The 18,817-nt window shown below is 46.9% G+C and carries 21 protein-coding genes and 1 pseudogene; 21 read left to right on the top strand and 1 reads right to left on the bottom strand.

Annotated features, from left to right (window positions below):
• The first annotated feature begins 6 nt into the window (after positions 1-6).
• The 18 genes and pseudogenes from hepT to ACXAJH_RS03340 all read left to right on the top strand — a co-directional run bounded on the left by hepT (position 7) and on the right by ACXAJH_RS03340 (position 16,161).
• A complete protein-coding gene (gene hepT, locus ACXAJH_RS03425; RefSeq protein ID WP_474993102.1) occupies positions 7-978 on the top strand; it encodes a heptaprenyl diphosphate synthase component II in 972 nt (323 codons plus the stop codon).
• A gap of 90 nt (positions 979-1,068) precedes the next feature.
• Positions 1,069-1,518: a nucleoside-diphosphate kinase gene (gene ndk / locus ACXAJH_RS03420; RefSeq protein ID WP_474971379.1), complete on the top strand. Its 450-nt coding sequence runs from the start codon at positions 1,069-1,071 to the stop codon at positions 1,516-1,518.
• A gap of 109 nt (positions 1,519-1,627) precedes the next feature.
• The gene (locus tag ACXAJH_RS03415) at positions 1,628-2,440 is read left to right on the top strand and encodes a CheR family methyltransferase (protein WP_474993101.1); all 813 of its coding nucleotides are present in this window, start codon (positions 1,628-1,630) and stop codon (positions 2,438-2,440) included.
• A gap of 119 nt (positions 2,441-2,559) precedes the next feature.
• Positions 2,560-3,729, top strand: coding sequence for a chorismate synthase (gene aroC / locus ACXAJH_RS03410; RefSeq protein ID WP_474971381.1), 1,170 nt, complete (start codon positions 2,560-2,562; stop codon positions 3,727-3,729).
• Complete coding sequence (gene aroB, locus ACXAJH_RS03405; RefSeq protein ID WP_474968688.1) at positions 3,729-4,808, top strand: 3-dehydroquinate synthase; 1,080 nt, start codon at positions 3,729-3,731, stop codon at positions 4,806-4,808. Before aroC ends, aroB begins: the two co-directional genes overlap by 1 nt.
• On the top strand, positions 4,808-5,170 hold the full coding sequence (aroH, locus tag ACXAJH_RS03400) for a chorismate mutase (RefSeq protein WP_474972310.1): 363 nt from the start codon (positions 4,808-4,810) through the stop codon (positions 5,168-5,170). The genes aroB and aroH overlap by 1 nt, the downstream gene beginning before the upstream one ends.
• A 13-nt stretch (positions 5,171-5,183) precedes the next feature.
• Positions 5,184-6,281, top strand: a complete 1,098-nt coding sequence (gene hisC / locus ACXAJH_RS03395) for a histidinol-phosphate transaminase (protein ID WP_474992027.1) — start codon at positions 5,184-5,186, stop codon at positions 6,279-6,281.
• Complete coding sequence (locus ACXAJH_RS03390; RefSeq protein WP_474968686.1) at positions 6,278-7,378, top strand: prephenate dehydrogenase; 1,101 nt, start codon at positions 6,278-6,280, stop codon at positions 7,376-7,378. Before hisC ends, ACXAJH_RS03390 begins: the two co-directional genes overlap by 4 nt.
• A 17-nt stretch (positions 7,379-7,395) precedes the next feature.
• The gene (gene aroA / locus ACXAJH_RS03385; protein WP_474993099.1) at positions 7,396-8,685 is read left to right on the top strand and encodes a 3-phosphoshikimate 1-carboxyvinyltransferase; all 1,290 of its coding nucleotides are present in this window, start codon (positions 7,396-7,398) and stop codon (positions 8,683-8,685) included.
• Positions 8,686-9,329: 644 nt separating this feature from the next.
• Positions 9,330-10,583 carry a tetratricopeptide repeat protein gene (locus ACXAJH_RS03380; RefSeq protein WP_474968684.1) on the top strand — a complete coding sequence of 418 codons (1,254 nt, stop codon included), beginning with the start codon at positions 9,330-9,332 and terminating at the stop codon, positions 10,581-10,583.
• Between the two features lie 30 nt (positions 10,584-10,613).
• Positions 10,614-11,174 (top strand): ReoY family proteolytic degradation factor, encoded by a 561-nt coding sequence (locus ACXAJH_RS03375; RefSeq protein WP_027954409.1) that lies wholly within the window; start codon positions 10,614-10,616, stop codon positions 11,172-11,174.
• A gap of 101 nt (positions 11,175-11,275) precedes the next feature.
• Positions 11,276-11,731, top strand: a complete 456-nt coding sequence (locus tag ACXAJH_RS03370) for a DUF2487 family protein (protein WP_474992022.1) — start codon at positions 11,276-11,278, stop codon at positions 11,729-11,731.
• A 134-nt stretch (positions 11,732-11,865) separates the two neighbouring features.
• Positions 11,866-12,372: a QcrA and Rieske domain-containing protein gene (locus tag ACXAJH_RS03365; RefSeq protein WP_027954407.1), complete on the top strand. Its 507-nt coding sequence runs from the start codon at positions 11,866-11,868 to the stop codon at positions 12,370-12,372.
• A 3-nt stretch (positions 12,373-12,375) separates the two neighbouring features.
• Positions 12,376-13,050 carry a menaquinol-cytochrome c reductase cytochrome b subunit gene (gene qcrB / locus ACXAJH_RS03360; protein WP_027954406.1) on the top strand — a complete coding sequence of 225 codons (675 nt, stop codon included), beginning with the start codon at positions 12,376-12,378 and terminating at the stop codon, positions 13,048-13,050.
• A gap of 25 nt (positions 13,051-13,075) precedes the next feature.
• A pseudogene (locus ACXAJH_RS03355) lies at positions 13,076-13,834 on the top strand (c-type cytochrome); the annotation flags it as partial.
• Between the two features lie 278 nt (positions 13,835-14,112).
• Positions 14,113-14,685 carry a lipoprotein heptaprenylglyceryl N-acetyltransferase LhaT gene (lhaT, locus tag ACXAJH_RS03350; protein ID WP_474972311.1) on the top strand — a complete coding sequence of 191 codons (573 nt, stop codon included), beginning with the start codon at positions 14,113-14,115 and terminating at the stop codon, positions 14,683-14,685.
• Between the two features lie 58 nt (positions 14,686-14,743).
• Entirely contained in the window at positions 14,744-15,427 is a 684-nt protein-coding gene (locus ACXAJH_RS03345; protein ID WP_474971384.1) for a hypothetical protein, read from the top strand.
• Between the two features lie 59 nt (positions 15,428-15,486).
• Positions 15,487-16,161 carry a zinc metallopeptidase gene (locus tag ACXAJH_RS03340; protein WP_474968681.1) on the top strand — a complete coding sequence of 225 codons (675 nt, stop codon included), beginning with the start codon at positions 15,487-15,489 and terminating at the stop codon, positions 16,159-16,161.
• Positions 16,162-16,218: 57 nt separating this feature from the next.
• Here ACXAJH_RS03340 and ACXAJH_RS03335 read toward each other — a convergent pair whose 3' ends face one another.
• Positions 16,219-17,091, bottom strand: a complete 873-nt coding sequence (locus tag ACXAJH_RS03335; RefSeq protein WP_474968680.1) for a YitT family protein — start codon at positions 17,089-17,091, stop codon at positions 16,219-16,221.
• Between the two features lie 164 nt (positions 17,092-17,255).
• Between ACXAJH_RS03335 and ACXAJH_RS03330 the strand changes: the two genes are divergently transcribed.
• The 3 genes from ACXAJH_RS03330 to mgsA are packed head-to-tail and all read left to right on the top strand — an operon-like array spanning position 17,256 to position 18,814.
• A complete protein-coding gene (locus tag ACXAJH_RS03330) occupies positions 17,256-17,585 on the top strand; it encodes a nucleotide pyrophosphohydrolase (RefSeq protein WP_035531332.1) in 330 nt (109 codons plus the stop codon).
• A complete protein-coding gene (gene dapB, locus ACXAJH_RS03325) occupies positions 17,585-18,385 on the top strand; it encodes a 4-hydroxy-tetrahydrodipicolinate reductase (RefSeq protein WP_474968679.1) in 801 nt (266 codons plus the stop codon). The genes ACXAJH_RS03330 and dapB overlap by 1 nt, the downstream gene beginning before the upstream one ends.
• Positions 18,386-18,400: 15 nt before the next feature.
• On the top strand, positions 18,401-18,814 hold the full coding sequence (gene mgsA, locus ACXAJH_RS03320; RefSeq protein WP_474968678.1) for a methylglyoxal synthase: 414 nt from the start codon (positions 18,401-18,403) through the stop codon (positions 18,812-18,814).
• The last annotated feature ends 3 nt before the right edge of the window (positions 18,815-18,817 follow it).

The raw sequence follows: 18,817 nt of genomic DNA, 5'->3' as shown, positions 1-18,817 counted from the left end.
ACTAGAATGAAATTAGCTATGATCTACTCTTTTCTAAAAAATGACCTGGCTGTGATTGAAGATGCAGTCAATGATACCATTCAGTCCAACAATACGGTTTTAAGAGATGCGTCCAGTCAGCTTCTCCAGGCAGGCGGCAAGAGGATCCGCCCTGTCTTCGTTCTTCTCGGGGGCAAATTCGGCGATTATGATATTGAGCGGATGAAAGCCGTTGCTGTTTCTTTAGAGCTGATCCATACAGCCTCTCTCGTCCATGATGATGTCATAGATGAAGCGGAGCTGAGAAGAGGGGAACCAACCATTAAAGCAAGGTGGGATAACCGCATTGCGATGTATACAGGGGATTACATATTTGCACGCTCTCTGGAAACGCTGTCGGTTCTTGAAAACCCGAAGGCCCATCAGATTCTTGCTGGAACGATGGTGGAATTGTGTCTTGGTGAAATCGAACAGATTAAGGACAAATACAATGTCTACCAGAATTTCCGCACCTACTTACGACGGATCAAAAGGAAAACAGCTCTGCTTATCGCGGCCAGCTGCCGCCTGGGAGCCATTGCTGCGAATGTTGCCGAGGAGAGGGAAAAAGCGCTTTACCGATATGGCTACAATGTAGGGATGTCCTATCAGATCATCGATGATGTGCTGGACTTTACAGCTTCTGAAGAGGAGCTTGGTAAACCGGCGGGCAGTGACCTTCTGCAGGGAAATGTGACGCTGCCGGTGCTTCTTTCTATGGAAGACCCGCTTTTCAAGAAGCAGCTTCAGGAAGCTTTTACAGGCACAGAAGCGGAAACGACAGAAAAACTGAAGCCTCTAATTCGGACCATCCAGACAAATGGTTCGATTGAACGATCCCTTGAAATCAGCGATCTGTATCTGCAGAAAGCCTATCAGTCACTCAATGGACTTCCAGCAGGGCGTGCCAAGCAGACTTTGAAAGGAATCGCCAAGTATATTGGAAAAAGAAGGGCATGATTCTATTGCCTTTCCTTTCATTGTTTGATAGACTTTTTATGGCACTTATTAAAAGCGCTTTCAGACTATACATAAGATGAGGTGTTTGTCATGGAAAAGACTTTTTTAATGGTAAAACCCGACGGTGTACAGCGTAATTTGATTGGAGAAATCACAGGAAGATTCGAGCGGAAAGGTTTCAAATTGGCCGGTGCCAAGCTGATGTCTATTCCAGAGGAACTGGCACAAGAACATTACGGCGAGCATAAAGAGAAGCCTTTCTTCGGTGAATTGGTCGAATTCATCACTTCCGGTCCTGTATTTGCAATGGTATGGGAAGGGGAGGACGTCATAGCGGCCGCACGACAGATGATGGGGGCTACAAAGCCTTCAGACGCAGCTCCTGGGACGATCCGCGGGGACTTTGGCATGATCGTTGGGAAGAATGTCATCCATGGCTCCGATTCAATAGAAAGTGCAGAAAGAGAAATTTCCCTGTTCTTCAACGAAGGAGAACTGGTTGATTATCAAAAAGACAGCCTTGCCTGGGTCTATGAATGAACGATAAAACCGCCTGCGGGCGGTTTTTTTGTTTCTACCTCTCTATATTTACAATAAGCAGGCGGTAGCGTAATCTTAAGGGTAGATTATAGAAGCAGGGGGCGCGGGGATGACAAATGATTACCTAAGCTTTACGGAAAATATTTATGCAAAGACAGGCATTGACCTTTCTCTCTATAAAGAGACGCAGATGAAACGGCGACTTACCTCACTGCGTGACAAAAGAGGGTACCCCAGTTTTATAAGCTACTTTCAAGCTTTGGAGGGGGACCATGAACTATTGGAAGAGTTGATGAATAAAGTCACGATCAACGTTTCAGAATTTTATCGGAACCGGCAGCGTTTTGATGTTCTGGAAGAGAAAGTGATTCCTCATTTATCGAAAAAGAATCAGCGTCTGCGCATATGGAGTGCCGCATGTTCTACGGGGGAGGAGCCTTATACCCTGGCGATGATCTTTGCGCGTTTTTTCCCTCGGGAACAGTTGGAAATTATCGCTACAGACATCGATCCTCTAGCTCTGGCGCGTGCGAAAGAAGGCGTGTATCACGAGCGGTCACTCAAAGAAGTTCCTGATGATATAAAGCAGGCGCACTTTACTAAAGAAGGTCCATTTTACCGTGTTCACGAAGATATCAGGAGCCGCGTCGTGTTTAAGGAACACAATCTGCTGGCCGATGCTTTCCCTTCCAAGTGCGACCTGATCGTCTGCCGCAATGTCATGATTTACTTTACGGAAGAGGCCAAAAAGGAACTGTATGTTAAATTCAACCAGTCTCTGAAGGCGGACGGCATTTTCTTTGTAGGCAGTACGGAGCAGATTTTTTCGCCGGAACACTATCATTTCAAGGTTTTTGATACCTTTTTTTACCAGAAAGTAAATAGAGCATCGGCGGCCTCGGGTGTAAAAGCGTTTTCATGAAAGATTAATAAAAAAATTGAATTTTTCGATGTTACAAACGGGATTCCTTATGATATAGTAGTATCTAAAATTTATCCCCCGTTATATCCGGGGGTACCTATACAGGAGGTACAATATTCATGCGCTACTTAACCGCTGGTGAATCACACGGAAAACAACTGACAACAATACTGGAAGGCATCCCCTCTCATCTTCCACTGTTGAGGGAACAGATCAATGAATCACTCATACGCCGCCAGGGTGGCTACGGTCGTGGAAAACGGATGCAGATCGAAAAAGATCTCGTAGAAATTACAAGTGGTGTAAGACATGGATATACGTTAGGGTCACCCATTACGCTTGTTGTACATAATGATGACTTTAAGCATTGGACAGATATTATGGGAGAAGATCCCCTTCCCGAAGGTACAGATAAAATTCGACGGACTGTAACGAAGCCCCGCCCGGGTCACGCCGATCTAAATGGCGGAATGAAATATGGTCATCGTGATATGCGGAATGTTCTGGAACGTTCATCAGCAAGGGAAACAGCTGCAAGGGTAGGTGCAGGAGCGGTCGCGAAAGTTCTCCTTAAAGAACTTGGCATTGAAGTTGCCGGCTATGTAAGAGAAATCGCGGGCATCGTCAGTGATGTAGATGAAAATCTTACCCTGAGCGAACGCCGTGAAATTTCCGAGGCTTCTCCTGTCCGTACATTTGACGAACAGGCGGCTGAAAAAATGATGAAAGCCATTGATGATGCGAAGAAGGATGGAGATTCCATCGGAGGGGTCACTGAGGTTTACGTAGAAGGGATGCCTGCAGGGCTTGGCTCTTATGTCCAGTACGACCGGAAGCTTGATGCTAAAATTGCCCAGGCCGTGATGAGCATCAACGCCTACAAAGGGGTGGAATTTGGAATTGGTTTTGAAGCAGCAAGAAAACCTGGAAGCCAGGTCCATGATGAGATCCTTTGGAGTGAAGAGGAAGGTTACACACGCAGGACGAACCGTCTTGGCGGGTTTGAAGGCGGGATGACTACAGGGATGCCGATTGTGGTCAAAGGCGTTATGAAGCCGATTCCGACGTTATACAAGCCTCTGCAGAGTGTGGATATCGAAACGAAAGAGCCATTTAATGCAAGTATCGAGCGGTCAGACTCCTGTGCAGTACCGGCAGCGTCTGTTGTAATGGAACATATCGTTGCTTTTGAACTGGCCAAAGCGATAACAGAAGAATTTCCATCCGACTATTTCCCACGTCTTAAGCGGGCGGTTGATGATTACAGAAAAGAAATCAGGGATTTTTGATGAAGACACTACAGATCACGGCAAGTACACATGAATATGAGGTTGTCCTTGGAGAAGGGATTCGTCATAGGATTCCTGACATGTTGGAAAAAGACTATCAGTCCATCCTGATCATCACCGATGATCAGGTATCGGATTATTACCTCGAAGATGTAAAGCAGTCGTTTACCAGTGACCGGTACGTCTATACTGCTGTGGTCCCAAGTGGGGAAGCATCGAAAAGTATGGAATGTTATGAGCAGCTCCTCGATGCCTGCACGACTCATCAGCTGGACCGCCGCTCATTGATCATCGCCCTTGGCGGCGGTATGATTGGCGATCTCGCGGGCTTTACCGCTTCAACGTACTTAAGAGGTATCGATTATATCCAAGTGCCGACTACAATTCTGGCTCATGACAGCAGTGTCGGCGGGAAAGTAGCCATCAATCATCACAGAGGAAAAAATCTTATCGGGAGCTTTTTCAACCCTCAGAAAGTCGTTTATGACCTTGAAACCATCGCTACACTTTCCCGGAAGGAAATCCGCTCCGGTTACGGAGAAGTCATTAAACACGCGTTCCTAAGTGATGTAAACTGGCTTGACAGCCTTCTTGATGTGTCGCTGGATACCTTGACAAGCAGGCAGCTGGAGGAAGATTTATATAGAGGCATTCAAGTGAAGGCCTCTATCGTGGAAAAAGACGAGAAGGAAGCGGATATCCGCCAGTACTTGAATCTTGGGCACACGCTTGCCCACGCGGTTGAATCCGAGCTCGGTTATGGCAGAGTGACACATGGAGAAGCTGTAGCCCTCGGGCTTTTATATGCATTGAAATTGAGCAGCATAACAAGCGGAAAAGATTTACGAGTAAATGATTATGTAAACTGGTTAAGAAAAAATGAATACCCGCTTGATCTATTGAGAGGCCTTGATGCTGAAAAACTGGTGGATCGTATGAAGTGGGATAAGAAAACGATCGGCAGGCAGATTAACTTTGTTCTGCTGGATGGCGTAGGACATCCTTATGTCCAGGCCATGGATGACAGTCTCCTGTTAAATGAATTAAAATGTGTCATAGAAGAGGTGGGGAACGGATGATGATCAGAGGAATCAGAGGAGCTACGACCGTCGAAAACAATGAACAGGATGAAATCGTCAACCGTTCATTAGAAATGATGCAGGCGATCATTACGGCTAACCAGCTGGATGCGGATGATGTCGTTTCCGTTTACTTTACCGTTACCGAAGATTTAACGGATACCTTTCCAGCGAAAAGCTTGAGGCAGATAGATGGATGGACGTATGTGCCTGTCATGTGCATGAGGGAGATTCCCGTACCTGGCAGCCTTGAAAAATGCATCCGCGTGATGGTGACGGCCCGGACTGAGATTGAGCAGGCACAGATTCAGCATGTATATCATCATCAGGCCGTTCGACTTCGCCCTGATTTAAAGAGTTGAGAGGAGTTTTTTCATGAAAGCAAAAGATATTCTTAAGACGATGAAACCTTATAAACCCGGCAAAGGCATTGAAGAGGTGAAAAAAGAGTACGGGCTTGACCGTATTGTCAAACTGGCTTCCAACGAAAATCCATACGGCTTTTCTCCTGTGGTGAAGGAAGAGCTTCCAAAGCTCGTTTCCAAACTGGAAATTTATCCGGACGGCTATGCAGCGGGTGTGAGGACGAAGGTTTCCAGTTTTCTTGGGGTGGATGAAGACCAGATCATTTTTGGAAATGGATCGGATGAAGTTGTCCAAATCATCTGCCGCACATTCCTTGAGCCTGGTGCCAATACGGTCATGGCTTCTCCGACGTTTCCCCAGTACCGTCACAATGCCTTGATAGAAGGGGCGGAAGTGAGGGAAGTTCCGTTGAAGGAAGGTCATCATGACCTCGAGGAAATGATTCGTCAAATTGATGAAAACACGCGTGTTTTATGGATCTGTACACCGAATAACCCAACAGGTGTTCACATCAACGAAGAAACGATACAAGACGTGCTGGCCAGAGTCCCTGAACATGTGCTGGTCGTGCTTGATGAAGCCTACTACGAATACCTGGAAGCGGAAGATTCTTTTGATGCGGTCTCTGCATTAAATCAATACCCGAACGTAATGGTTCTTCGTACCTTTTCAAAAGCTTATGGTCTTGCCGGCCTGCGTATCGGATTCGGCTTGGCCGCAGCGGAGGTCATTCAGGTACTTGAACCAGCAAGAGAACCGTTCAATACATCTACAGTTGCCCAGGCTGCTGCGATACTCGCTCTGGACGATCAGGAATTTATTACGACAACAGTGGAAGCCACCCATAAAAATAAAAGAGCCTTGATGCGTTTCTGTGATGAAAACGGTCTGGGCTATTATGACACCCAGGCGAACTTCCTTATGATCCAGCTCCCTATCAGCGGGGATGAGATGTTTGAATACCTCCTTACTCAAGGGTTTATCGTTCGCTCCGGCGAAGCGCTTGGACTGCCGAATTCCATACGATTGACTATCGGCAGAGAAGACGACATGCTCCAGATTCAACAGGCCATGAAAAAGAAGCTGGAAATGGTTAAGCAGTCATGAAACAGACGGTCCTCATCGTCGGTTTAGGATTAATCGGCGGATCGATTGCAATGAATGTATCTAAGAAAGAAGATGTTTTTGTCATCGGTATGGACGGAGACGAAGCAGCTTTGAATATGGCGCTGAAGCAGGGCGTCATTGACCAGGCATCTTTTAACTTTTCTAAAGCAGTGGTGGAGGCGGATGTATGTATTCTGGCTACGCCTATTTCAGTCACCATCGATTTTCTCCATCAGCTGGAAAACGTGGAGCTGACTAAACCGCTGCTTGTTACGGATGTGTCATCTGTGAAAAATCAGGTTTTAAAAGCAGCGGACCGCCTGACACACCCTCTGCTTTCCTTTGTGGGCGGCCATCCAATGGCCGGCTCACACAAGCAGGGCTATACAGCGGCGAAACCTCATCTGTTTGAAAATGCGATATACGTTCTCACGCCCGCCCTTAATGGCACAAAGAAGGAAGCGGAAAGGCTTAAGGATTTACTATCCGAAACAAACGCTCGTTTCCTGACGTTTTCGACAAGTGAACATGATGAAATGACTGCGGTCATTTCCCACTTTCCACATTTAATTGCTTCCTCCCTCGTGCATCAGGCGAAGGTTTGGCAGGAAACCCACCCATACATTGAACACCTGGCTGCCGGCGGTTTTAAGGATATCACCCGGATCGCTTCCAGCAACCCGAAGCTCTGGCAGGATATTTTCTTTCAAAACAGAGACCTCCTTATTGCAATGCTTGAGGATTGGATCAACGAAATGGATAAAGTCCGCACCTTCCTGAAGGAGGAGGCGGAAGAGGAAACATATGAATACTTGAAAGAAGCCAAGCTTTACCGTGACGGTCTTCCTGTGAAGGAAAGGGGAGCCATTCCCGCTTTTTATGACATTTATGTAGATATTCATGACCAGCCGGGGGCTATCCATGATGTGATTGGTCTTTTGGCAGCGGATGGAATCAGCATAAAAAACATTCAAATCCTCGAAATCCGTGAAGGGATTACAGGAGTTCTGCGTGTAAGCTTTGCTACAAGCGAAGAGCAGAAGCTGAGTCATAAAGTCCTGCAGGAGAAAAAATATGAAGTTATGGTGCAGCAGTAATCAAGGGAGGCAGAAGAATGACAGAGATACAATTGCAGCCGACACAGAAGCAGCTGCAGGGGACTATGTCTGTCCCTGGCGATAAATCAATATCCCACCGGTCTGTTATATTTTCGGGATTGGCAGAGGGAACATCATATATTACCAATTTCCTAACGGGAGAGGACTGCCTTCGGACTGTCGAAGCTTTTCGTGAGATGGGTGTCAGAATTGATCAGCAGGATGACCGTCTGACGGTATATGGAAGAGGAATTCAAGGCCTCAAGGAGCCGTCTTCTCCATTGAATTTCGGCAACTCCGGAACAACCGCAAGATTGATGAGCGGGGTTTTGGCAGGGCTGCCTTTATTTACGACGGCCTTTGGGGATGCATCCTTATCCAAGCGGCCGATGGATCGTGTCGTCGTCCCATTAAAGCAGATGGAAGCGGATATCTCCGGCAGGGATGAGAATCGTCTGCTTCCTCTCGCATTCAGGGGCCGTAAGTTGAAAGGGACTATACATGAGCTTACCGTTAGAAGCGCGCAGGTGAAATCAGCCCTTCTTCTTGCAGGCATGCTGGCGGACGGGGAGACCAAAGTGATCGAACTCGGACAGACAAGAAATCATACAGAAATGCTTCTTCCTGAATTCGGCGTGGATCTTAACATAGAGGGACCTGCCATTACCATCGAGGGTGGTCAGCAGCCACAGGCATCAGATATAACAGTTCCCGGAGACATTTCATCAGCCGCATTTTTCATTGTCGCTGCTGCCATCGTTCCAGGCAGTGATCTCCTGATTAAAGATGTGGGGTTGAATTCTACCAGAGACGGCATTATTCAGGCGATGAAAAGAATGGGGGCGGATATTGAAACGGATATCCATACCTATATCGGGCGCGAGCCGGTCGGGGACGTCCGGGTCAGAAGCTCCCGTCTCAAGGCTCTGCAGCTGGATGGTGAGCTGATCCCGAATCTTATTGACGAAATTCCGATTATTGCCCTTGCTGCGACACAAGCCGAAGGAACAACCGTCATTAAGGATGCTGAAGAACTGAAATTCAAAGAAACCGATCGTATTGAAGCGGTCGTGACTACTCTTACGAAGCTCGGAGCTGAAGCAGAGGCCACTGAGGACGGTATGGTCATCCATGGAGGAGCTTCTTTAACAGGAGGCAGCGTCCACTCTTATGGTGATCACAGAATAGGGATGATGGGTGCTGTCGCTTCTCTTATCAGTGCTGAGCCGGTCACGATTCAGGACAAGGACTGCATCAATATTTCCTATCCTTCCTTTTTTGAGCATTTAAATGGAGTCCTCCGTTAAAATAACTTCATAGTTTCATTGAAGCTCTCATACGATATAAAAAGCCTGCCTGGTGGAGGTAATCGTAGAGAGCTTCTTTGCGTAAAAGGAAAGAGAAGATGATTCAGGGATGTCCACCAGAGAGGGTCACCACGAGGAAAGGGATGGGGCGTACAGATTTTTATGGTAATGGAAGCGCATTCGGCCTGGTGGGATTATGTGACGGCGGCTTATGACTGAAAAGAGAGACCTGCTTCTTCGGTTTGAACACCTAGTGAATAGCTTACGCAGCAGATATCTGGAATATGACCACATCATGAAGAGGTCTGTTGTACATAAACAGACATCCGCACCCTGACATCTATTCTTCTTTTCATCTTACCCGCTCCTGAATGGAAACCTTGGACAAAATTCGTCAGCGGAATGGAATATCGTCGAACGACTAATCAGAAATGTGGTCTTCACTGTATGGACATTATGGTATGATTAATCTGAAAGACGTGGTTTTCCGATGGAGAGCCGGAACGTTTGAAGAGAAGGATGTTTTCAGATATCATAGTGCTGTTCCAATAAACAAAAATACGAGCGGACGGATGGAAAACTCCATCCGATCTAAATAAAGTGAAGAATCACATGCATGTGCTTAACGTGGAAAGGATGTCATCATGGAGGAAATACAAAAAGCCATTCGTCAAATGGAGGCCCATAAGACGGAAGATGCAATAAAAACACTGACAACATATCTGCCAGAGGCGGATGAAGAGGAGCGTTTTACCATTGCAGAACTGTACATGCAGTGGGGAATGCTGGAAGAAGCGAAAATGGTGCTTCACGAACTGATTCAACGCTATCCGAAAGAACAGGAATTGAAAGTGATGATGGCAGAAATTCACATCGATCTTGATGAGGATGATGAAGCAATCGAACTGCTGAACCAATTCGGACCTGAAGACGAAGACTATCTTCAGGCGCTGGTACAGCTTGCTGACTTGTATCAGGCCCAGGGGCTGTATGAAGTAGCCGAACAAAAACTTCTGGCTGCTAAAAACGTGGAACCAAACTCAGCCATTATTGATTTTGCTCTTGGTGAACTCGCGTTTTCAAATGGGGAGTACTCCAAGAGTATCCCGTATTATGAAAATGCCATGCACCATCAGCCGGTGATTGGTGATATAGAAGTGGCCACACGACTGGCTGAAGCCTATGCGGCCAATGGGGAATTTGAGCAGGCGTTGGAATTCTTCCAGAAGGTGGAAGAGGACAATCCGGATGTTCTCTTCCGTTATGGATTTGTGGCTTTCCAGGCCAACCGTAATGATATCGCGATTCACGTCTGGGAGGAACTGATTGAGAAAGATCCTTACTTCCAATCGGTTTATCCACACCTGGCTCAGGCTTATGAGTCCGAAGGGATGCCTCAGGCAGCCCTTGATATGGCTCGAAAAGGCCTTGCTAAAGACGAATTCAACAAAGAACTTTATCACCTTGCCGGCAGTCTTTCCCACCGTCAGGGGAATAAGGAAGAAGGATACCGTCTCATGCGGGAAGCGGTCGCCCTGGACCCCGGCTATAAAGAAGCTGTTCTGTTTCTGATTGAAAACTTTAAATCCGATGAGGACTATGATCAGATCATCGACTTAATTCAAGAACTGATTTCCTTAGGTGAGGAAGACCCCCATTATCTATGGGAGCTTGCCCATGCCCTGGAAGAGGAAGAGCGTTTCAAGGAAGCCTATGAACAATACAGCCAGGCTTATCTTTCCCTTAAGGAAGACACCGACTTCCTCAAATCCTACGGATACTTCCTCGTTGAGGACGGCCGTATGGAAGAAGGTGTCCGTGTCTTCAAGGAATACCTTGCCATCGACCCTGCTGATACTGAGATCGAGGATTTCGTTAAGCGTCTGAATGAGGAATAAATGGAAAACTAAAGCGCAGGAGGGGCGCATATGCAGACACCAATTTCTGTGGATGAGAAAAAAGATTTTGTCCGCTGGTTTTTGAATCACTTTCAGTTGAAAAAGAGGGAAAGTGTCTGGATTCTTAACTATTTAATGAATCATGAATCTCTTTTATCCAGTGTTCATTTCGTCCAGGAAGTGAAGTTTTGTCCCCGTGGTATGGAAATTAGTGCGCAGGGAGTCTCTGATCCCCCTTTCCGGTTTTATAAAGGTCAGGTCATGACCAACGATGCGGAAAAATCCTTTCATGATCTTCGTATGAATCAGGGGGAGCCGGTTTATATTCAGATGAACTTCGAGAATGCCCAGCAGTGTTCCAAATATGCGCTTGTTCTTGAAGAGAATCCATATCTCCCCAAAGATTATTATTTGAATGACCGTGATAAGAATGAAGCAGACCGCCTGTTGAAAATCAGCCTTCTCCAACATCGGAGAAAGCAGATTGAAGAACAGATTGATGAATCCCTGATCAATGGGGAACGGACGGTTTTTACCGAGTTGTGCGGCCGGCTCGAAAAAGTGAAAGAGGAACTGAGTGCGTTTTATTAAAAAATAAAGTCAGGAGCATCCTATGATGTTCGCTGACTTTATTTTTTATTTTTATGTAGTAAAATATAGAAAAACGTACATAACAAAGGCAGGGGATACTTATGAAATGGACGAAAGCAGATACGACCCAGTACTTACCGGAAAAACAATACGTGGACACGCTAATGATTCCACTGATACCCTTTGACCCCGCCGGGGACCAGCAGATGGTCGGGCAGGCTTTCCAACGGGAGCTGAATCAGGTGTTTATGAACCTGATTGAAAAAGAATACAGAGGCAGGATCTTTCTTTCCCCTGACTATGCCTATTTAAAGGGTGGATACGAAAAGGAGAAAGAAAGATTAAATGAGTGGATTCAGCGTTTCAGGGAACAGCCGTTTGAACACGTTTTCCTATTTACGTTCGACAGCGGCTGGAAGAAACATGAGGATGATTTGGCCGGCCGTTTAATCTGGGTGCCGGGGATGTCGAGCGGCAGCATGAAATCGACAGAAACACAGGCATTTGTGAAGGAACAGGCCCGCGGCATCAGTGAACTGATCCAGGCCTATTGGTGACTGGATAAAACTTCCGACAAGGTTTGATATTTTATTGACCAGGCTATAAGATTGCGCTATCATGGTAATGTCCTAGTTAAACCATGTGTGATCGATCCATGCTGCATGGATTACAGCATAGAGGGGGGAAAAGTATGAGCGATAAAAAGAGGGTGTCCCGACGTCAGTTTCTGAACTACACGCTCACTGGTGTAGGCGGTTTCATGGCTGCCGGTATGCTTGCTCCGATGGTTCGGTTCGCAATCGATCCCGTTTTGAAGTCCAAAGAAGGCGGCGATTTGAAATCGGTTGCTTCTGTCGATGAGATCACAAAAGAGCCGCAGCGCTTCGAGTGGACCATCGACCAGGTGGACGGCTGGTACGAATCTGAAGTACAGAAAACAGCCTGGGTATACAAGGATGACAATGATGAAATCGTTGCCCTGTCACCGATCTGCACCCATTTAGGCTGTACAGTGGACTGGGGTTCCAATGATGAGTACCCGAATGAGTTCTACTGTCCGTGTCACGGGGGCCGTTATACAAAAGACGGCGATAACGTTCCGGGCACACCGCCGACCGCACCATTACCTGTTTTTGAGCACGAAACCAAAGAAGGTATGCTTTATTTAGGTGAAGCAAAAGACAGAGGGGGGGCATAACACATGCTTCAGAGAATTTACGACTGGGTGGACGAGCGTGTCGATGTAACCCCGTTATGGCGTGATATAGCGGATCACGAAGTTCCTGAGCACGTCAACCCGGCACATCACTTTTCAGCATTTGTTTACTGTTTTGGTGGTCTTACATTCTTCGTAACAGTCATTCAGATTCTGTCCGGAATGTTCCTGACCATGTACTATGTACCAGATATTGAGAACGCATGGAAATCGGTTTATTACTTACAGCGAGAGGTTGCTTACGGTCAAATCGTACGTGGGATGCACCACTGGGGCGCCAGTCTCGTCATTGTGATGTTATTCTTACATACACTGCGGGTATTCTTCCAGGGCGCTTATAAAAAGCCGCGTGAATTGAACTGGGTGATTGGGGTCCTATTGTTCTTTGTCATGCTTGGTCTTGGTTTTACAGGGTATCTGCTTCCATGGGATAACAAAGCTTATTTCGCTACTCAGGTAGGTCTTGAGATTGCAGCGGCAACACCGTTTATCGGAGATCAAATCCGTACACTGCTTGCCGGTGACCCATCGATTGTTGGTGCTCAAACGCTTACACGTTTCTTTGCTATCCACGTATTTTTCCTTCCGGCAGCATTGTTCGGATTAATGGCCTTCCACTTTGTCCTAATCCGTAAACAAGGTATTTCCGGACCACTATAAAATAGCAAAAGAAGGAGGGAAAGCTGTGCATAGGGGAAAAGGGATGAAGTTCGTCGGTGATTCAAGGGTCACTGCCGAACAAAAAGCCAATTTACCAAAAGACTATTCAGAATATCCAGGCCGCACGGAAGCGTTCTGGCCCAACTTCCTGTTGAAAGAGTGGCTGGTAGGATCGGTCTTTCTGATCGGGTTTTTAATACTTACCGCTGCCCATCCGTCACCGCTGGAGCAGCAGGCGGATCCAAACAACGCGAGTTACATTCCGCTACCGGACTGGTACTTCCTGTTCTTGTATCAATTCCTTAAATATCAATTTGCCGGCGGGGATTACATTGTTCTCGGAGCGATTGTTATGCCGGGTCTTGCCTTCGGTGCACTTCTGCTGGCACCGTTCCTGGACCGTGGACCGGAACGACGTCCTCACAAGCGTCCAATTGCTGTAGGCCTGATGCTTCTTGGTTTCGCAGCCACCTTTTGGCTTACCTATGAATCCGTCACACATGCAGATTACGAAATGCGTGCGGAGAAATATGGTGTGAACGTGGAAGCGGTTGAATCCACAATTGATAAATCAGCTCCGGGTTATGCCGTTTATGAAGCCAACTGTCTGAGCTGTCACGGCGATGCCCTTCAAGGTCAGGGAAGCTACCCATCATTAATTGATGCAGAGCTGACGGTTGACCAAGTGAAGGACATTGCAGTGAATGGTAAAGGCGCCATGCCGGCTGGAATCTTTAACGGAACGGATGAGGAACTTCAGCAGCTTGCTGAGTTTGTTGTCGGGGCAGGCAGTGGTGAAGGAGGCTCATCTGAAGGAGAAGGCTCTTCTGAGGGAGAAGGCTCTTCCGAGGAAGAAAGCTCCTCTGAAGAAGAATCTTCCGAGGAAGAAAGTTCCTCTGAAGAAGAATCTTCCGAGGAAGAAAGTTCCTCTGAAGGAGAGAATGGTGAAGATTCAGAAGAAGAGAGTGGGTCTTCTGAAGAATGAACAAAATAGATTGATGAATGCCGCGCTGAAACATGCGCGGTTTCTTTTGTTACAGGAGGAAGGTTCGCATGAAACAGATGTTGACATATATTTTGACGCACCGGCTTTTTTTAATCGTATTATTTTTTGTTAATCTCGGAGGAACGATTTACGGGTATCTATGGTATGAACCGCAGCTGGAGGTAACAGAACCGATCTTCCTCCTGTTTGTTCCTGACAGCCCCACAGCCAGTTTGTTTTTTACAATCTTTCTTGGTTTTTATCTATTCGGAAGGAATGTCCCATATATAGAAGCGCTCGCGCTCATTACACTGCTTAAATATGGGGTATGGGCGGTGGTGATGAACGGTCTTACCTTTATGGAATATGGCGCTCTGCCGTGGACCGGTTACATGCTTATACTTTCTCATAGTGCCATGGCTGTTCAGGGGGTTCTGTATGCGCCCTTTTATGCAATGCGGATCAGGCATATTCTTTTTGCTGCTGTATGGACGCTTCATAATGATGTCATTGACTATGTCTTTGAACAGATGCCTGTCTATCCGGCAATTATGGAGCATATGAAGGAAATCGGCTATTTCACCTTCTGGCTGAGTCTGATCTGTATAGGTGCAGCCTATTCCCTTATGAAAAAGATACAGAACGTCTAAATGTGGATCCCCTTTCATAACATGTAACTAATCGGGATAATGAGAGGGGAGAAGTGAAATGGGACAGGTGTGTAAAGTTGTGTTCATATCCCTGATTTTCACACTCATGCCGCTGAGCCTGCATGATGGGTGGGGTGAGGGAGCCCCGGAGCAGTGGGAACGATTTTACAGCCAGTACAGGTCACTTCTTCATGACGGAAAAATTGAGGCAGCAGAGAGGCTCCTGCATAGCAGGTGGACGGATATGGAAACCTATATGCGCGGGGTGTCTGAAGAGGACCGAACCGTCTGGGAGAACTTGAACATGTCCGAAAATGGAGACCGGCCGTCGGAAGCGGCTCTCCTATTCTTTGAAGTGCTTACTGCACCAGACAGAGAAACAGCAGTGGAACAAAAATTAGCAGCTTTCCATGAGGCATTGTATAGTACTCCGGCGGAGCAGGTTCTTCTGGACTGGGAGAACCTTGAGCCGGTCGTGATGCACGTGTATGACACTGTAGATACCAGACAGCTCCGGCAGGCACTTGAACAGCATCATCTTCAACCGACGGCCGAAACGGCTGCCTATTCCTCTGCAATGGTCGATGCGCTGGTTCAGGGCAGCAGTGGTGAAGGAGTGTCTTTGCAGGGAACGGCTGCCGGGGTGGGAGGATTTATCCTTGCGGTTCTTTTTTATGTAGGGGTGATGAAGCACCCTTCCCGTTCAAAAATTAGACACACAATAAAAGAACATAATAGTTGATTTTCCAGAGGGATTTGACTAAAATTGACCTAAGAACCATTCTTATGGAGGAATGACAAATGAGTTTTATCATTTACTTTGCTTTGATTTTTATTATCCCTTTGTGGGCTCAGTCTAAAGTGAAGTCTACGTACAAAAAATATTCACAAGTCCCTACTTCATCGTCCATGTCAGGTGCTGAAGTAGCACGAAAAATTCTTAATGACAACGGCCTCTTTAATGTAGCTGTGGAAGAAGTCCGCGGCCATTTGACAGACCATTACGATCCGCGCTCCAAAGTGATTCGTCTTTCTTCAGACATTTATCACGGACGCTCCACAGCCGGTGCAGCAGTGGCAGCACACGAAGTGGGGCACGCCATACAGGATGCGGAGGATTATGCTTTCCTTCGTTTCCGAAGCGCCCTCGTCCCGGTAGCAAGCTTTGGTTCCAATATCTCTATCTTCCTATTGATTGGTGGTATGCTGCTTCAGATGACAGGTCTTGTCTTTGTCGGGATTGTCTTCTTCGCAGCAGCCGTGCTGTTCCAGCTGATTACACTGCCTGTGGAATTCGATGCTTCCAACCGTGCCATGGCACAGCTGGTGTCGACCGGCGTCATCCGGAACGATGAAGAACGGAAAACGAAGAAGGTCCTCAATGCTGCGGCAATGACATATGTGGCGGGTGCACTCGTTGCCCTTGCCGAACTTCTCCGCTTTGTATTCATGTTCATTGGGATGAACGAAGAGTAAAGGACAGGAAAAAAGACCTCCGGCAGCGGAGGTCTTTTTTTGTTTTCCAGGATGGTCCTAGTCAATGGGGTTTTTGTTTTCATCCAAAGTAAACCCCTCACCCATCACATCATGGACGTGGCTGACGGCTACAAACGCATGGGGATCAATCTGTTCGATGATGGTTTTCAGCCGTACAATTTCGTTTTTCGCTATAACACAATATAAAACATCCCGTTTAGAACCGGAAAACGATCCGCGGCCGTCAAGTACGGTCACACCTCGATCCATCTCCTGCATAACTTTTTGTGAGATCTCTTCGCTCTTTTCCGATATGATGGTCGTTCCACGGGCAGCGTAGGCACCTTCCTGGATGAAATCAATCACTTTCGCACCGACAAAAACCGCGACAAGCGTATACATTCCTCGGACATGTTCTAAATAAGTAATGGCAGAAATGAAAATCACGAGAGCATCAAAAACGAACATCGCCCGGCCCATACTCCAGCCAAGGTATTTGTTGATGAGTCTGGCGATGATGTCCACACCACCGGTTGTTCCGCCATATCGGAATATGATTCCTAAACCGACGCCGATAAACACCCCCGCAAACAGCGAAGCCAGTGTAAGATCATCCGAAAGATCGATGGTAATCATATACCGCTGGGACAGAGCTATAAATACGGAAACCGCGACAATTCCAATCAAGGAGTACAAGAATGTCGTACGTCCCAAAATCCGCCATCCGATAAAAAGGACGGGAATGTTCAAAACAATGTTCATCACAGCAGGATCCCAGTTGAATAAATACAGCAGTAAAAGGGTGATCCCTGTGAAGCCGCCTTCACCGAGTTCATTCTGAATATTGAAATGAACGATCCCGAACGAAAACACAGCGGACCCCAGTATAATCAGGGTTATATTTTTCACACGCAGTCCGAAAATTTTCATATGTCCACCTCCAAGGTCATCTGCACGATTATCATTATAGTTGTTTGTCGAATGAGCGGCAATATGAACAGGCAGGAGAAGGTGGAATAAACGGAAAATTTGTCAAATGAGCTCCTTTTGGCTAACATTTAGAGAGAATCCGTGAAGGAAAAGAGGGACTTATAATGGAATATACAACACAGGACATCCAAAAACGTGTCGATAACTACATATCACAATTTAAAGAGGGGTATTTCTCACCTCTCAGCCTTCAGGCAAGGCTTACAGAAGAAGTTGGAGAAATGGCAAGGGAAGTCAATCACAGATATGGGGAGAAACCTAAGAAAAAGACCGAAAAGGATAAAGCATTGGAAGAGGAGCTTGGCGATGTCATCTTTGTGCTGACTTGTTTCGCAAACTCTCTTGATATCGACCTGTCTGAGGCATTTGAGCAGTCCATGAGCAAAATAGAAACTCGGGATAAAGACCGTTGGACTAAAAAGGAGGAAGAGTAATGGAAACGATTAAGGTGATTGTAGCAGGACCTCGTGGTAAAATGGGCAGTGAAGCCTTGAATATGATACAACGGGAGCAGCACTTGAGCCTGGCCGCATGTATTGACAGGGAAAATGACGGCATGAATATCAGGGATATCCAGGGACTCCCTGACTTGGACGCTTTGATCTACACGGATGCCGAAGTCTGCCTGAATGAGGTGGAGGCGGACGTACTGATTGATCTTACGACGCCGGATAACGGGTATATCCATACGAAGCTTGCATTGAACAATGGCGTGCGTCCGGTGGTCGGCACAACGGGGTTTACGCAGGAGCAGCTTCAGGAATTGACCAGCCTTGCCGAAGAAAAACAGCTGGGTACCGTGATTGCACCGAACTTCGCTATCGGCGCCGTTTTAATGATGCAGTTTTCCAAATGGGCCGCCAAGCATTTTCCTGATGTTGAAATCATTGAAAAACATCATGACCAGAAGCTTGATGCCCCATCAGGTACAGCGGTGAAGACGGCGGAGTTGATTAAGGAAGTCCGCAATCCTCATCATCAGGGCCACAAGGATGAAAAAGAAACCCTGCAGGGCGCCCGTGGTGCTGATGAAGAGGGAATGAGAATTCATAGTATGCGTCTTCCGGGGCTCGTCGCTCACCAGGAAGTCGTCTTCGGTGGACTTGGAGAAACCCTCACAATCAAGCACGATTCCATTCACAGGGAGTCTTTCATGAGTGGAGTGAAGCTTGCTGTTGAAAAAGCTGTTGAACTGGATACGCTGGTTTATGGATTGGAACATCTACTCGATTAAAAGGGGAGTTTGACCATGAACATTGCTTTAATTGCCCACGATAAAAAGAAAGAAGATATCATTCAGTTTACAAAAAAGCATGCCGCTGTTTTTTCGAAGCATGAACTTTTCGCAACGGGAACGACAGGTATGCGGATTGCGGATGAAACTGGATTGAACGTGACTCGTTTCCAATCCGGCCCGCTCGGCGGGGATCAGCAGATCGGAGCGAGAATTGCAGACGAACAAATGCAGATGGTCATTTTCTTCAGAGACCCGCTCACTGCCCAGCCTCATGAGCCGGACATCAGCGCTCTTCTACGCCTTTGTGATGTCCACCAGATTCCAGTTGCAACGAACCTGGCAGGCGCAGAGATTATGGTAAGAGCTCTCGATCATGACGATATTGAATGGAACAGCATCATAGAAGAGAACAGAAAACAGGAGTGAACG

This window comes from Halobacillus sp. ABD4_316 (genome assembly GCF_056161385.1).
Note: the sequence above shows the minus strand (reverse complement) of the source record. Positions and strands in the feature narration are given on the sequence as shown.